At 44.4% G+C, this 18,111-nt stretch carries 5 protein-coding genes; all 5 read right to left on the bottom strand.

Annotated features, from left to right (window positions below; translation table 11 throughout):
- Positions 1 to 35: 35 nt before the first annotated feature.
- The gene (locus KW844_RS12830; RefSeq protein WP_218377134.1) at positions 36 to 8,450 is read right to left on the bottom strand and encodes an RHS repeat domain-containing protein; all 8,415 of its coding nucleotides are present in this window, start codon (positions 8,448 to 8,450) and stop codon (positions 36 to 38) included.
- Between the two features lie 10 nt (positions 8,451 to 8,460).
- Positions 8,461 to 9,201, bottom strand: coding sequence for a hypothetical protein (locus KW844_RS12825; RefSeq protein ID WP_218377133.1), 741 nt, complete (start codon positions 9,199 to 9,201; stop codon positions 8,461 to 8,463).
- 4 nt (positions 9,202 to 9,205) lie between these two features.
- Positions 9,206 to 10,429 (bottom strand): hypothetical protein, encoded by a 1,224-nt coding sequence (locus tag KW844_RS12820; RefSeq protein WP_218377132.1) that lies wholly within the window; start codon positions 10,427 to 10,429, stop codon positions 9,206 to 9,208.
- Between the two features lie 7 nt (positions 10,430 to 10,436).
- On the bottom strand, positions 10,437 to 16,910 hold the full coding sequence (locus tag KW844_RS12815; protein WP_218377131.1) for a DUF5977 domain-containing protein: 6,474 nt from the start codon (positions 16,908 to 16,910) through the stop codon (positions 10,437 to 10,439).
- Positions 16,911 to 17,004: 94 nt separating this feature from the next.
- Entirely contained in the window at positions 17,005 to 18,111 is a 1,107-nt protein-coding gene (locus KW844_RS12810) for a hypothetical protein (RefSeq protein WP_218377130.1), read from the bottom strand.

Raw genomic sequence — 18,111 nt, 5'->3', positions numbered from 1 at the left:
CACATAGAATGAAAAAAATAATTGATATTAAATACCTATTTGACGTCGGCGTCATTTGGATCGGGATCATTTGGTATTTGCGGTGTTTCCCATGCTGGATGAAATGTGAATGGCAATGGTTTAAAATTGCCTTTAGGCCAAACTCCATAATTTAACATTCTTGGGTATGAAAAATAAATTCTATCATTATCAGTTTCATAATTTGCTGTGACTTGAAACAATTGAATTCCATTTTTAGTTGCATAATTGACAACATCAAGTCCGATTTTAGTATTTGCTGTTGTGACAAAAGTAAAAAGTGCTCTTTTCTCAGAATAACCGGGAGTTTTTTTAATTGCATCTAGCTCTCCCTGAATTTGATAATTACTATATGATAAATTGATTGTTCCATCAACTGCCTTCACTTCATAAAAATGACTATTGGGTAAAACCACAGTTGACATTTGTAAATATGCGATGTCGAGCCTTTTATAAGTCACGGCACTGATTCCATCTGGAATTACGTCTTTCACATTTCCACCTGTTTTTTGAAATCTTTCTATTGAACTGTACTTAACTCCGTTCTTGGTCAATGCTCCTTGTGACTCCAATGCTAACCCTTCAAATACTCTACCTACAAACTTATTAAATCTAACTCCCTGCCTATCTCCAGCAAGAGGTCGAGCGATCCTTTGTAATTCAAAAGTCGTTAAAGGGGCAATTGTATCTCCTTGTGGATCATTATATTGAATCGGTCTATTAGAGAATGCTACATATTGGCTTATGCTAACATTCGGCTTAGGGTCCACATTCCATCTTCTTCCAATCCTAGGATCATACTCCCAGAACATTGCAGTATAGCTGTTTCCTTCTCCTTTTATCTCATTACTCTTCTCTTGTCCGTTGACGCCATAACGGTATCCACCTCCATTCACTACCCAATTCCCACCCGTATCCAAGCTGCCATTCCTTCCAGGAATCAACATCCCAAAAGCGTAATAATCATGTGCACTTAAGACTACAGGTTCATAACGATCTATCAGACTATCATTAGTACTAATAGGGCGCTTTCGATCTGACAGGGTAGTAAGAACATTCCCCAGGTGATTACTTAATTCAAAGACCTTGTTTCCTCTATTAAATATACTAATAATTCCATAACCAGCGCCAGTGAGTGAGACTGTGTCAGGAAGTACCCTGTTTTTTACATTAATACGCTGATTCAATACGCCCAGCCTGCTGCTACCATAAAGTGAAGTTTCTACCTGTGTCATGTCACCGCTGTTGACGCTAAGGTCTCCAGCCGTATAGATGCTCATGATATTGCCGCTGGCATCACGTACGTAATAAGTCCCAATGCCACCAACTTCCTTGCTTACACGATTACCCATTGCGTCATAGGCATATGTGATTACTGTGCCATTATTCTTTTTAATACGCGATATTTTCCCATATACTGACCAGCGGATACTATCGATGCCGGCTGCTTCGTCATACACCAGGTTGCCGATGGAGTCATATACGTAATTTTGGGAAGGCTGATTGTCTAGGTCAGCGCTGTAATTGCTATTGCCGACAGAGTCTTCCACATGATTTAGCTGGTTTTTGCCAGGATAGTATTCATATGTCAGGTTATCCATCACAAGTGGATTACCTGCAACAGCGGTATTGCCATTCCGCCTGTATGCTGTAATGTTGCCATTGGCATCATAGGAGAGCTCTTCTTTGAGGTCTTCCGTCGCCACCGGAGTCCAGGTGTTGGTAGTAGTGTTGAAGCCATTGGCTGCACGTTTAGCGCTAAGCCTGTTCAGAACATCATATTGATATGTATAGAGTAGGGGAGAACCAAATTTCGGTAGATTCACGCCCATGGCTGCAATGTTGCCATTAAACAGCGGTTTGAATAGTGTGGTATTACTGGCAGTGCCTTTTGCTAATTTATCAGCAGTACCAATAGCTATATAATCACTATCTCCATAATAATGCAAACTGAAGCCAAACGCGTCTTGAGCTGAATAGCCACCGGACTTACCATCATGCCCCATGTCAGTGGCCGTAGCAGGTGAGCCTCCATTTACTCCCTTCAGCCATCCCTGTAAGGTATAGGCATAATCGATACCCTGTATCTGTTGCTGCCCAATTACACTACGCGCCAGGGGGCCATGTTTGTAATACTGGTAAAAGGCATCCTTTTCCCAGTGGAAATCATCAGAGCTGGTTTCCACATCGGTAATGCGGTTTTCAGCATCGTAGCGATACCTATGATAGAATGCATCGATATTTCCCGGTTGGTAGCTTACCTTATTTACCTTGCCGGAGATCAGGTCATAATTGTATGCAATTTTCTTAAATCGGTTGAAACTACTATTCATAGCACCACTACGGAAATCCTGAAGCAGTGTATCTACATTGCCATGTGTGTCATAACTATAGGCGGTGGAACGGGTGTAGGTGTCCATATCCACAGCATTGTTGAAATACGACACCCATGATACCCTGTTACGCAGATTACGTTGAACCAGTGGAGAAGGAGATCCCAGGTAGCCGTAATATGGCTGATCATAATTCGTTTGTACAATCTGTGTCCGGGTACTGGCAAAATAACTAAGAAACATCTCCAGTGTTGCAGGATCGCGGGTGATGTAATCAAAGAACCCAAAAGTGGATGTGATCTCGCCCACTTCATGAACCCTTCCCAGTGTATCATAGGTGGTATAGCTATACATGGCGCTCCGACCCTGCTTCTCATTCCTTGAGATCACCAATCTGCCAATCCTGTCATAGAAGAAATGGCTTTGGCCACCATCAGGAGAGACCTGGTCGGTGACTTTGTTGAGGGAGTTGTATCGATAGCTGGTTATAAAGTTATGTGGTGGCGTAAGATGTGTCCCACTGGCCCTTGCAGCACGTACGTCCTGCAACCAGGTAGCAGTCGTGTCCAGCACTACTCCTGCCGGAGGAATGGTTTTGGTGAGGTTGCCTGCCTGGTCATAATAATATAAAGTATAATGATACTCTGATTTCTTATGTGCTACTGTAAATTGCTCATTGGTAGCTGCATTTAATGCTGTCTGTAAATATTTTGAGATGAAATCAACGCTGGCAGAATCAATCTTCGCTTTGTATATTTCTGTGGCAGTATTGACGATAAAAAAGGTACTGTCGAAGCAATTATTAACAGTGTCAATGGCCGTAGACTCAAAAGTAGGTTGCGACTGTCCACATAACCAGGGGCCAGTGTAGTAGTGGACGTTAGTGATATTACCCGTGCCGGTACTGCAGGAGTAATAGGATGTTGAAACAGAAATACTGGAATCTTTCAGATCTAACCTGCCATACAGGCCCACTCCGAGCAGGTTAACGATATTAGCCGTATCCACCGCAAAAGTGTAGGAAGCATAGGAAGGAGTTGAAGCAGTAGGCGCTGTAACTGTTGTTTCGCAATCCGCCGCGGCAGAATTGTTAAACGTATATATCTCTGCGGCTGATCCACTGGAGCCAAGCGACACAATTTTGCTTCCTATTGGTCCTGTCCACCTCGTAAAACCATAGATACCAGTGAGCTTTTTACTCCAGGAAAATGCACCGGTGTTACCACTATTATATTTCATCAGGTAGACGGGCCCAGGTCCACTTTCCATTTGAAGGCCAAAGAATATAGAACCATCCGTTTGTTGACTGGCTGCCAGCCAACCAAAATTAAAGCCTTCGAGTCCAGTAAGTGTTTTCTGGCGCTGTATAACTCCATATCCACTTACATCTATGATTGTTATTGGCCCCCTGGTAGCTCCATTACTTTGGGATAATATAGCACTGATGCGGTAGGTGCCATCTGCTAACTTATCAAACTGATTCATATCCGCTTTAAAGGACGTATGAATATAGAAAGATGGTAGGAATGCTCCAGTGGTCTTATTCCACCTAAGCAGGTGGGGCTGAAACAAAACCTCAGGTGGTTTTACGAGGATACCTGCTAAAATCAGGGTATCATTGTCTTCCAGCAATCTTATTGATAAACAATGGTTAGGCATATTCTTAATGCGTTTCCGCCATTTCAGGATACCACCATTGCTCATCACACCTACCATCCACTGTGCCGGGGTTACATCTCCAGGATAACTCCAGTCTCCCATAAATCCATAATCACCATTCTGTAATTCAATTACCTGGCGGATAAGTTCTACCTGATCACTGTTAAATCCTTGGCCCCACTGTACGACGCCTGATGCGTTGAACTTCACCATCGTACCTGCTCCTTTTAATGCAGGGAGGCTGTCAACAGTGATGGCGTTGCCGCTGAACTCAGAACCCAGGTTCACACCGCAGGCAACAATATTTCCATCGCTGGCTACCATCACCCGGTAAAAGAATCCACTGGTCATTCCTTTGGATGCCACCGTCTTCTGAAATACAGGATTACTATTCCTGTCTACTTTGGAAATAAATGGAATTGCGACACCACTGGAATTGTTAACACTGCCCACAAACACGTACCCACCATCGCCGGTTGGGCGTGCATCACGAATAGTGAGGCCGCTGCCATAATTAAAGGTGGATCTGGTGTAATTGGGCTCCGTTATAATAGAATCAATAAATACAGCTGTTGAGCAGTTATTCAGAAATTGAAGGTAATCGCCTGATCGGAAGCTAAAGCCTAACCGGCTGTTCATGTAATTGGCGTATACCTGATTATAGATTTGCTGTAATGAGTCTACACCAATACTATCCGGCAAGATGCCCGGGTAGGTGTATTTAAAACTGTCACTGACCGCTTTTACAACCGCACACCTGGCACAAGGAGGAGCAGTATAGCATTGGAAAGCGGGAGGTATAACCAGTTCCCTTTCTGTATAAACGCAGGCACTCTGGCCAGAGCATGCACTCAGTAAATCATTCAACTGTTGCTCAGTCATCCGCAGGTGTTGTGTCCGGAGGAGATATTGAGAAAATGATTCCCCTGAAAGTTTTGCGAGATCATATGAAAACTTGATTTCCTTTATTTTGGTACACTCACAGGGGGTAGGTGGTGTAGTGGTTCGCCGGGTTACACCTTGCTGCTGCGCATAGTAAGGAGCAGGTATCGTCAGTAGTGTCGGACAGCCGGCAGGTACATTCAGTTCAGGATGTGCCACCTTGAATTTGGTAAGCACATCTTCAAATGAGGAATCACTCAGACTACTGTTGTAAGGAACAGAGCTTGCACCCATCGGGTGATCAGTATCGGTACCGGCTTTACATACAGCAAGAAGCCGGGCCTTGATTTCAGTCCAGTAGGGTGTGTAATTGCATCCTGTGAGTTGTTTCATCCAGGTATCCACATAGCTGTTACAGGCGTCATTTTTAAAACTAGCTCCGGCGGAATCGGCAAAGTGTTGCACGCTGCTTTGTGTACTGCCTATGTTAATTCCGCTGAGGCCATTCCTTGTCAGATGGTCTTGCACCGCTGCAAAGTGGGAGAACTTACCTTTGGTCAGGAGCTGGGTAGGAGTAGGGCTGCAACTGATATTACGGATGGCCGCATTCATCAGTGAATCGCGCCGTTGTAGATACAGCTCCCGAAAGGTTCTCCAGATAGCGTCCTTATCACCGGTGCATAAACCACTTTTACTGAAAATATTTGATTCTCCCTGATAAGTAGATAAGCATATACTCTGAGAACAAAGGGTTGTAGCGGCTGCCACGACCCAGATATTGTAACTGGTGCTTCCTTGTTTGATATAAGAGGAGAGAAAGGTGTTCACCAATGCAGTGTTACTTCCCATGTTCACAAACGGATCCTTATTTGCACCTACCGGCATACCATATGCCGCGCTGTAGCTGCTGTTGGCAGTAGGGTTTAAGTACCCTTTCAACAGCGCTTCCTGATAGGTGTCCACGGCACGTATTTCGTCTTCCCATCGTTTGCTATCATCGAATTTCCGTGACTCTACATACCTGCAATATTCCGGATGATAAGGCAGCAGTTGTTGCGCCCAGGAAGCCTTGAACTTATTGGTAAACTGGTCCGGCGATAATTGCTGTGGCAAAACCATTCGCTCCATGTCTTCGTCATACACCAGATCAGGTTTTCCTTCTTCGTTCAGATAGACGATAGCAGGATTTCTAAATAATGCCTCCGTTTGGCTTCCCAGTTCAAAAAAGATTGAATACTTATCGGTGGTGTCAGTGTTTGCATATTGACCACCAGGAGGTGTCATGTCCTGCAACATGGCAGCTTTGAGATTGTCGCCCTGGGGAACGGTGTTACATAGCTTATTGCAATAATCTATTTGCTGAGTGTATGCGGTTGCAATTTCTGTTCTGTAGGCAGCTGAATCAGACACATTCAACCCTGCCCTGTTCATATAAGCGACAGTAAAGGTTGCAATGCTGCCTATCTCTGTTTTGCAAGTGCTACAGTCGGGTGCACAGTTGGGGCTATTCATTATAGTACGTTGCTGCCGGGTAATACTGTCCAGGTTGATACATACACTACCGGGAAGGTAAATACTGTCCCGATAGCGTTCCATTTCAGCCTCATTGATTACCAGGGTTTTCGTTACTTCATAGTTACCTCGTGGTAGAAATATGGAAAAGGTATCTGTCAGTGGACCAGTGATCGTGTACCTTTTAACAAATGGCTGATTATCGGGAAGTAGCAAGTTATTTACATCATCCGTTATCCGGATCTCCAGGTTATATTTTGCGGTATAATCTATTTCATTGTTATTGCAGTCCCGGATCTTCAACGTAGGAGGGGTGATTGCATATTTAAAAGTATAGCGGGTATCAGATTCTACCAACAATGATCTGCGGGTAAGCAGCGAATAATGTTGTATCTGCGTATTAGATAAGCCGCTTAAAGTATCCAGTACGGTTGCAGGTTTATTGGATGGCAGACTTTTTAACTGGCTATTTTCATCCGTGCCTGCCAGGGCGGTGGCTACCGTACGGCCATGCATATCGGTATAAATAACTGATAGTTGGCCATTGGCATCCTGTAACATATTCTTGAAATAATGAGAGGCATCTCCGGCTTCGGTACCAAATAAACGATCTAATTCCTCCTGGCTGGGGCTGCCATAGTAATATTTGGTAGTATGGGTCCCATTGGTCCGGAACGCCGGGCCGACGTTGCCCTGCCTGCTGATCCTTCCTGTATTATCATTGGTATAAACAGTTTCCGTGAAAGGATAACCACCTGCATTGGGTACATTAGAATGTATGCTGTCGGTAACAAAAGGACTTTGGGGCGAATAGTACTGTGCAGCACCTGAAGTCGTCCCCATGGCCGGTGCGGCAGCATCTATGATGTCCCGGACAGCGACCACTGTATCATATAATGATTTATCGTACTCATTTCCGTTGATGTCCGTATTAAATCGGAAAGTATACTGTATGATATTGGAAAGAGTAGGAGCGGGTAATACCTGGATGGCTGGACGGCCTTGTCTGTCATAGAGTGTTTCTGCAACAATAGTGGTGTTGGTCGTATTGTCTTTGGTCACCGTTTGCCGGTTCAGGAGTCCTCCATCGAAATACTTTACGACTGCTTTACGTTTTCCATCTTCCGCATAGTTAATGAAAGACTGCCAGTTGAGATTGCGCTGATGTCCACGATAACTCATGATGGCTACGTTGCCAATTGCATTGCTCCACTGTGTTTCAAAGCGGGTGTTATCCGCTTTTAGCGATACTGCACGTACCCTTACATACAGAAATCCTCCATTGTCATATAGCAGTGGGATCGAATAACTGTTGCCAGCAACGGTGACACGAGTAGCGTTATTGTTAAATATTTTTTCATAGTTTAGGGGGCTGCCATACCTGCCACTTGCAATAACGGAGGAATCAATATAGGCCCATTCTACGTCATATTCATCTGCACCCAGAACCGCATTCCAGGTGGTGGTTGCCTCATCTGACTCTGGCAGGGAAAGGGGGGTGAGCTGAATGTTTTGGACTGCATCTGTAGTCCGGTTCAGTTTATACACCGGTCTTACCTGTATTTCATTTTCCAGCAGTACTGTTTTCAAGGCCCGGGGAAGGGATGCTGTGACACTCTGTACTTTTACCGTTACCCGGTGCGCACGGCTGAATACAAAAGCAGCATTGTTTGTATAGGCTTTGCCCGTATCATATTTTATCTGTAATTGTTTTGTGACTGATCGCAGCGTGCTATCGCCGCCAATATAGCTGATCAGGAGGTCAGCAGTAACGGTGTAAGGCGCATTGATATACACATTACTATACTCATTGATCTTAAGTGTTACCGCATTTTTTAACGGATATTGTCCTTCTAGTTTTCCGATGAGAGTAGCGTTGAAAAAAGCACTATCCTGTACCGTTATTTCGGCATTTGTCACTATTTCATTCAACGCACCATTCAGCACCTTTTTAATACTGGTAAAGGATTGCGCTTTTACTGCCATTGGTGTTAACCAGAATAGCAATAGACCAATGATAGCTGGCATAGTATATTTTGCACGCATGGTACAGGTTTTAAATATTAGGGCTAGCAAGAAATATCTGATAATCGGCATACGCAGCAGCAGGCTTTATAACATTGCCCTCGCGGGTGAAAAACATCTTTTCATTGAAAATGGAATCATTTGGTTGCTCCGTTTTCATGGCAGTGAAAAAGGTTCTAATCATTATATATTGTTCGGAGCCACGTGTAGTTACGGATTCTTCCGGTGACAGCGGTTGTGGTATCTGGGTGACGACTTCCCGGATAAGGCTGGTGGCTTCGTCGATAGTGATTTCCATTCTCCGGCACGGGCTTTCTCGTGAGTATTCGAAAATGATCGTAGTCAGTTGATGATTCCGCAACAGTCGGCATGCAGTGACGCCGGCCTGGTGCAATGCGGTGCTAATCTGATCTGAGGGTAGTTGCATCTCCTTGCTGAGTGTGGAGGGTCTGCCCAGCATGATCAGTTTATCCTCTTTAAATACAGAGATATTGTAAGACTGATTTCTAAAAAAGATAATATTTCCAAGGGTCATGAAACAATTGCTCCCCTGGAGTCGTGCGTCACCCTCTAAGGAGTCCGTTACAGTATTGGGTTGATCTGCCTCGGCATATGTATACTTTAGATGAAAGGAGATATTAGCGGAATCATATGTTTGTTTGACTCGGCTGAGTAATTTGCCTGCTTCGTCAATATCAGCTTGTGCATACAGTCGGTGCCCTGATATACAGAGGAGGAGTAGCAAATAATATTTTGGAAGATGTGATTTCATGGTATCAAGGGGTTTCGTCTTTGATTAATGCACTTCTTGTTTCCTGGATAGTTTTTATGCCTCTTTCTGTTTCCTTTTTTACCCTTATTAGTGTGCCATCATCATCATATTCGTAAAAGGAAGCGAAGTTGTTTTCATCCATCTGCGCCATAAGTCTCAGCGTAACAGGGTCATAGACATATGATTGCATATTGGCGTTGAACGGATGAATTCTTATATCATCGAAGTATACTGCTGTGTTGCTACTGGCCTGAAATTCCACGGTAAAGAAGGTAGCTGCTGCCGGAATAAGCACTGCTCCTTCTATATGCTGCCAGCCATCAATGATCTGTCCGGAAGGGGTGCAGGTAACATTAGTGGTGCCTGCGCGTAGTATGATGGCTGATTTCGTATAGCTGGTACAGTTACAATCTGACTGCTCTTTGACCCAGGCGCTCACCAGCATTTTCTTACCTGGAAACGGTGAGAATGGAGGTATGATCACCTGAGTGTTTGCACGGATACTTTGGAGGCCTGTACCCGAAATACAGGTCATGTTTTTTCGGTTGATGTTGAACGAAAAGTCTGTGACATCATTTGTAGTTACGTTGGAGCCAATAGAAATCGACTGGGAGGCGGGAATGCGGAGGCAATACCGTCCGGAATGGGCTACTGTACTATCAAATTTTGTTTTATAAGGCAGAAAGTCAAATCCTTTACTGACAGGACATGCTGTGTCATACGCGGCCATTCCGTAACCATAATCCTCAAATCCTTCAAATACTACCTCCCTGTACCTTGCATTTTGAATCACCGCCACGGGAAGTTCGTTATCGTATCCATATATGCCGGCATTATATCTCTCTAATGCATCTTTATTTTCCAGTTCGAATCCTTTTCCATTGAAGATGGTAGATTGCTGGTTCCAAAACCAGACAGTCGTATCAGGATCGGCCTGTAGGCGGCCCGACTGAAACTTCCAAAAGGGTATAAAGGATGAGATGGTGCCGGCAGTCCGGATGTTTATATCTGTAGTCGCATTTTGTTCGTTACGTGTACTATAATAAACGTAGGTGGCCTGTGGACGCCAGTTGCCAGCAATGCCAAGGTGGTAGGGATTTACAGCGGTATCCAGAACCGCGCTGTAGCAGGTACCACTAGTATCAGCTTTGCTGCTATTGAATCTTTCCATACCATGCAAGCTGCTGGCATAGAAAAGGAGGAGCGTGATTGTGATAAGTCTCATCATAATTTAATTAATTCACTATTATGTAATCATCACTGGGTAGTAAGGTGAACGTGGCCAGGAAGGTGGAAACAATGACGGATGGGTCTGTGTTGGGGAGTGATTCATCTTTAAAAAGTACCTGATTAAAAACTCTATTAATATCATCTCCTATAGAAAATGAACTTTCGGAATATGACTGTTCCACAAGCCCAGTTGGGGTTCCATTTTGATAATATGTCCTTACATTAGATTTTTTGATCCCAACTGTTATATTGTCACCTGGAGTGTAACGAATGGTGCAGGCTGCATCTGCAAAAAAGTGAATGTCTACATTTTCAAAAGAGTAATAATGGTATATGCTACTGTTGGACGAATCATAAACTTGTTGCTGAGTTAAAAATAATTTCGCGTAGACTTTACACCTTCCAATTTCATCAGCGTATGCCTGTCCCTCCGTTTGCAAACGGAGATCTGCCAATTCATTTGCAGCTTCCTTGCTTATTTCAGAAGAATCCGAACCCGCAGGAATGCTAAAAGGGGTAGGAAGCGCTACTAATTCACCTGGACAGGTTGTTCTGAGAAACGATCCTGATCTTTCATCACTGAAATACTGGCATTTCCCAGTGGCATCCGCTCTTGCCTGTCCATTGATGGCAAGTTGTTCTATTGCCTGATTATTGGCATCAGCAACACTGATATAGGAACTGAAGGTATTAGCAGCAATAGTATCTTTCACGAAGAACCCGACCCCACCATCTGTACAGTTGCTGCGTTGGAAACTTCCAATTTGTTCGGTATTCCAATACAAAGGACAGGAGAGCTGTTGCCTGGCCAGGAATAGGCCATTGTGGCGCATGTATATCCCTGCTAAGTCATCGGCAACCTCCTGGCTTACTACAGAGGAAAAGGTACCAGCCGGCACTGTAATGATCGCTGATGGGGTGGTGCCTCCACATGCAATAACAAAGGTGCAGTCTAAACGGATGTTGTAAAAGGTGTCTATGATCACCCCGGCTACCTTTCTGTCTGAGACTTTCCAGAATTGGCTATAAGTGGCAACAGAGGCATTTACCACTCCTGAGTTTTCATCAATCACCAACTCATTGCCAGCAATGGGATTGTGCAACATGGTTACTGTTCCGCCGGATGCAGCGATATTCCTGCGTCCTGAGCGTGTAATCTTCAACGTAATATCATTACCGGTAAGGGCAGAGCCATCCTGGTTGATGAAATATATGTCCGGCGTGCCACCTGTCAGCATATTGGCATCTACTGCCCACACACGGAAGGGTACTGGCCAGCGTGCGAGGTTATAGCTGCATTCTGTTCCAAATACTTTGCGTTTGGTAAATGCAAGGATTTCATCTCCACTAAAAAAATAGTCATTGGGACTTCCGGATAACCCAGCCGTGATTTTACCATTTGTAATGTCAATATGATTAAGGGTGGTGCCAATATTCTTATAGGCACCTCCCATGCCTTCATATACCCATGCTGCCGGGTAATTAAAGGTATATACGTCGTCGTTAAATTCATTTTGTACACTGCTTAGTACCGGGTCTCCAGATTCCTCGTCGTAGAGAAGGTGTCTGGTAACAACTTTACTACCTTTGTCAATTGCAACTATGCTATCGATGATTCCATGCCGGTTAATCACTTTTGTGGTACCCACAGACCGAAAGCGATTTTCTTCCCGCTGTGGTAGTCGGATGTAGGAAGGAATGATGACGGGGAAAATAGCCACCATGAATACCTCACTGTTAAGGCTGTAAGAAGAACTATTTATAAGAGTGGATTGCTCACGGAAATCCACCATCAGTTCCATATCCTTCCCAACTATGCTGGATTTGATGCTACCGTCAGTACCCATGGTAGGTACTTCACTTTTTAGATGTTTTTCGCCTGTTTGCTGGTTGTCAACATGATAGAAGTTTTCCGTATAGGCTATGTAATTATTAGGATCAGATTCTCCATATACGGCACGTGATCTAAGTTGACCATGCATATCATTGAGCTCCACTTTAAATCCCTGAGAAATAGTTAAGTAGTGGAGGGAGTTGATTTTTAGGAGATCGGCCAGATTGTTTTTGAATCTTTTTTTTGTATCACTATTAATGGTGGTTCGTTCTGTTATTACTGGAAACTCTTTTGCGGTATAAAAGCAATATTCTTCAAACCCATTAGCTGATTTGACTTTGTCGGCGTTGATGGATCTTACCCTTACCTTTGAGTACCCGACAGTAGGAGCAGGGAAGAATGTTTCTCCCAATGGTTCCTCTGTATATCCCATGACCACCGGCGCTAATGGTGTTACTTCCTCCAGGTATTCGATCGGCTGGCGAAATGGATTTTCCTCCCCTCCAGTCAGGGGTTCATAGGCTGCTACGCCGCTACTGATCGTCAGTGTGTCTGTCCCTGTTACCTTTGTGGTGGTATACTGATAGGATTTTCCATACCTGGATTCCCGCTGGCCGGTCATCTTATTCCAGTGATCATAGCTGATTATGCTTTTGACACGGAGGCCGCCACCATACTTTTTGTATACGGGACTGTTTAAACGTACCAATGAGCGTACAGGATCGAACTTCCTGGCTAACTGCCGAATCTTTGATTGGACGTCAAAACCTGTTAATAATTGGCTGATGTTTGCCGCCTGATTGTACAATAGCTTTACTGCATCAATGGCAGAATTACCATCACCGTTGTCGGAACCTGGATATGCCTTAGAGGGTAGATTTTGTTTTATAAAGTTAAATGCGGCAACCACTAAGGGGCTGGATGTGCCAGCATGCCCCAGCTTGTCAATACCGGAAATTTTGACCCAAATGGTATTGCCGCCGTTGTAATATCCATAACCGCCGTCAGAAGCGATCCTGGCATAACAGGGAATGAGCTCATAACCATTGCCATAGGTGTCGGAAGGTACGCTAACGTACATACGAAAATAGATTTTACTGATACCTTCCAGATATTTGTTATACAGATCCTGATTGGACTTGACGGCAACAGGAACATTGATACTGATGTATTTGTAGTCCAACCCTACCGCACTGTACAGGTTATTTGAAATATCGGAAAGGGAGGTGGGGGCGTTGGCACTCAAACCGGCCACTTTGAATAGCTGCATGGCGCGACGGTTTTGTACGTAGCCGTAATCATCACTTTCATAATTAATTTTCAATCTGCCACCTGCTGGCGTGATAATAGAATCTAATGTCCAGGCGGCGGCGTTACGGGCCGCCAGGATGCTATCCTGTAAAGCATATGGGTAATCTGAATTCTGAATGATATTACCTGTGACGGAGCCCGGATTATCCGTTGCTGGTTTATAATTTCCCCAACGATCAAACATCTGGGTATTATAACCTGGATTGAGGGAGTTATATACAAAGAGGTAAGAATTATTTCTTCCCTTGGTATTGCCATTATAACTAAACCAAACCCGCTTCAGTGTGAGTTTTCCGCTGTCGGATGGGTATCCGTTTCCGTTAATACCCGGGCATAACTGGTAGGTATACTCGAAATGAACTGTTTTTATGGGAGTTGCATTGGTGCCATTTTTACGGTAATCAGCTTTGCTGTAGATATCAATTTTTTCCAGTTTCATGGCACCGTTGGCAGACTTAACACCTGTACTGCTGATTTGCAGCTGATCTTTCCGGCTACCGAGCCGGAATACGGCAATCATATTTTTTGATTCTACAGAATTAAGGTACCATAATTCCTTGGAGCCTCGTACGTAGCTTCCTTTGTCATCCCGGAAGTCTGACTTGAGCCCTATGTTATAAGTGGCACTGTCGTTATATGGTATACGCCACCGATATGGGTTAGAGGCTCCTGCTGTTTTGGTGTAGTTAAACCGTATGGCATTTCCAATGTCATCATCTGTGATACCGTTTCCTGTAACGTCTACATAATCGGGTGACAATATACCTGTCAGCAGAAATGAATGCGCATAGGAAGGAATCAATTCGCCGGAGTAATATTTATCAGGTCCGCCAATGGCATCGTCCACGCCTGAAGTGTATTTTACCAAGCCATTGTCCGAATTGGCCAGGTTTTTATTTACGAAAAAAGTGGCTTCTTTTTGATCTAAATTGTATACAGGTATGCCATATACATACTTTTTTCCATCTGCATTTAGCACATTTACCTCAGAAATATGGTTGGGCTTTCTATAGGAGGTAACTCGTTTTTCTAATATCATTACTGAACTTGTGCCAACTGTATCGCTGTCGTATGGTTTGAAAAAGAATTCAGGTGCAATGGGTTGGAACTGTGTATTGGGACCCAGTGCCTCTGAGCGCCAGGCCAGTGTGATTTTGGCAAATGTAGGGCCATCGGTATATAACAGCTTAATGGGATATAACCTACCCCCTTCCATATAAACAGTGTCATAATGATTTGAAGTAGGCCGGTACCCGGAAGATATGGAATCGCCATTTAGAAAAAATTTCCAACCATCATCACAATCGATTTTGAAAATGTAGCGACCTGAATGTGGTACTTTCAGGCGGCCTTCATATTTGGCGTTGAAGTAATCGTATAGAGCTACAGCATCTCCAGGCTTTTTGAATTCTTTGTTTTCTTTAAAATTTATAGCACTGTCTACCCTGGTGAAAAGGGAGTCTTTTTTCTGAAATCCACCAGAATGATAATAAGTAGCGATCAGGCCATTGCCTTTACCAATAAAGGTAACAGGAGATTCCTCCGTACGGCTGGAAATGTCGGGGTAAGTGTTTAACTTATAGTTTTCAATATATTTGGACAACCCAATTTCTGTTGCTTCACTGGCTGTCAGGTAGGTGATCACCTGGGTACGTTTTTCCCTGGCAGGTTTAATACTACTTGCTGCCGATAGGGGAATATCTGCCTGAGGCGTTGCGTTTTTATAGGGTGTTAACTTAGCCACGCTGGTTATAGAAGGTGACAACCAGGAGGACTGATTAAGTTTGGCGGTTACTACCTGATCACCACCTAGGTTGTCGTAAAATGTTTTGGAATTGATCGTTTTCTCGGCAGGGTTTCTGAAGTAAACCGATTCATAATTTCCCTGGGAATTGGTGAACTTAATAGCCGTTTTCAAAGGATTATCGGTTTCCCATAGCGCAGTTCTGGTATAAGCCCTTGTCAGGCCGAGATCCACCCCACCATGTACCAGGTATCCAAATCCTACATCCACGCTCGCATTGAGGGATTTGTCCCTGGAAGTCACTAACGGATCGAACACATAACCAACATCATTGCGGTATGCACGGAAAGCACCACCAGCGCCCTCTCCGGCGATTGTGAAAACATCGTATGTATAAGAGGGGATGGCAATATTGGGCACTGCCGGCGTTTCACGATAGGTGATATCCCGTTCGCGGTTAAAGTCAAGCAATGCGCTGGTATTAGTGTACCCGTTTTGATAATTAAGGTAGCCGTAGGCTGGGAACGATAGGCGCTGATCAGCCGGATCTACTTTTTGCGTGTTGATATACCCGCTGATAAAAAGGCTTGGATGGATAACAGTCGCTTCTGTTCCTAGCTTGATTGTAACAGCTGTGTTTTTGCTGGTAAATGGAACGGTTGCGCCAGGAGTGTAAGCCGGTGAAGCAAAGCTGATACTGCTGGAGGTATTGCCAATACTTCTGCCATTTGGGTCTTCCATTTTCAAGGATGCAGCATATTGACGCATTCCTCCGGAAAACATTACGCCTTTCATGCCAGACCTTGAGTTATAAGGAGATGTAATGGAAAAGGATCCGGTGTAAACAGACTTATCAGCGGATTCTTTAGCAGGGAACTCATACCCGATAGATGGGGAGATGGTAACACCTGTTTGACTATTATTATTGATGGAAAGCGCGCCGGATAAGTGCCCGGAATTCTTGGAACCTACCGATATATTGGCATTGACGCTTGTTTCCATTCCCCAGCCACGGATGGAATTCTTGTAAAAGCCTATACCCGCATTAAAGCCAATTCCTCCAATGCTTTTTGGAAAGCCGATGACTTCAATATCTGCACCTGCAGTTACACCTACAGTCTTGTTCTCTTCGATTTTATTTTCCCTTGTAATGGAGTCAGTACCATTAAAATCATCTGGTAAACCTCTCATATTCCGTGTGATGGCACCCGGGTTAAGGCCCCATCCCAAACCTACCCAACTGGCTTCCTGGTCCATCGAAATGCCGCTGTTGTAACCTAATGTTAACGGATATCCACCTACATCCACCAGGGGTATGGTATAATTGAAATCACCGGTGAACAGGTTTACCATCTGGTCTGTGTTGGCTGAATGAAACGCTTCCATTTCCGGTTGGGTCGGGCCACCTTCATTTTTAGTATTGGAAGGCAATACTGCTGTTTTACTGATATTATGCTTTGGTGCCGGCAATGCAGCAGGTGGGTGAAAGATACTTGCCGGGGTGGAAGTAGCCACTGCCGGTGTTACATGTATGGCAGGTGCTGCTGCCAAAGCATGTAGAGGGAGTACGGCTTCAACATAAAAGACCATTATCAGTATTCTGGCAATGAACGTTTTTGTCTTTGCGAATTTGGCCAATATCATGTACTATACATTTTGAGGTAAGGGCATGTGATTTTAAATATTATCGCTCCGCCTTAAATATGAATTTCAGCTCCCAGTTTTCATTGCGACTATTTTTGAACCGAAATGCATATAGGGAACCAGCGGATAAACCAACAATTCGTTTTAGGGGGATAGTAATGAGATTAGGACCGGGCTGCATTGTCAGCCTTCCGCGAGTGACTAACTGGTTGCCTTGTTGAAGGGCTACAATTTCATAATCAACGGATGTCTCCCCGGATTCATTGGTGTAAGCACACTTCAACGTACTTTCGGCCAGTAGGGGTTTGGCATCTCCGTTCAGGCTAAGCCCTACAAATGCCGAAAGATCATTCGCCGGTACTGGTATTGGTTTGGAAACTCGAAAAGTATGCACCTCCGTTTGTGATGAAAACTGATTTCCATTTAGTGCATCCACCATCCAGGCATAGGTAATGCCTGTGTCCAGTGGAGGAGCACCGGCCGGATAGTTCATAAATGGCTGGCGGATGAACGATCCATGATAAACGGGGATATTCTGCTGTATCGCAGCTGCCGGTGCCTGACCTGGCATTACAGCTGCTACGGTGATCTGGTAGTTTAGGTCACTATAAATATTTAATGGTGCTGGTGGGATCCAGGTAAATGCAGGAAGCGTTGTTTGCAGGGTGTCTTTGTCAGCCGGTAAATGTAGGATGGGAGGACTTACAGGTTCTACTACAAACCTAAGACAGTCTTCCGACACCGGCACGCCGCTTTTGTAATCTGTCACTACTACACTGTAACAAACAATGTACTTTCCTGGTAGTAAAAGCGCATTTTCCCGTTGATCCGCAGTAGGTCTGAGGTATTCCGTAGCAATAGGCTGGAAGTCTGCAAGGTGCAAAACAGATCCACCGGTTGGAACCTCCAGGAAACGGCTAATGGCGGTCATCACACCCTGACCGGTATTGGCATCTGTAAGGCGCATGACTACCTTAATATATGCCGGTTTCTTACCTGCATTCGTCAGCAGGATGTTCCAGAGCTGCGACTGTTGAAGGATACCGGTAGGTGGAACCTGTGCTGAAATCACTACCTGGCCTTGTAAGCGCTGTGTGGCCATACTTGTCAGTAGGAGGATGTAAAGTAAGTTCCTAATGTTGTTCAT

Origin of the sequence: Chitinophaga sp. sic0106, from assembly GCF_019219075.1 — a bacterium.
Lineage (GTDB): Bacteria > Bacteroidota > Bacteroidia > Chitinophagales > Chitinophagaceae > Chitinophaga.
The sequence above is the reverse complement of the archived record's forward strand: the minus strand, read 5'-3'. Positions and strand labels throughout refer to the sequence as shown.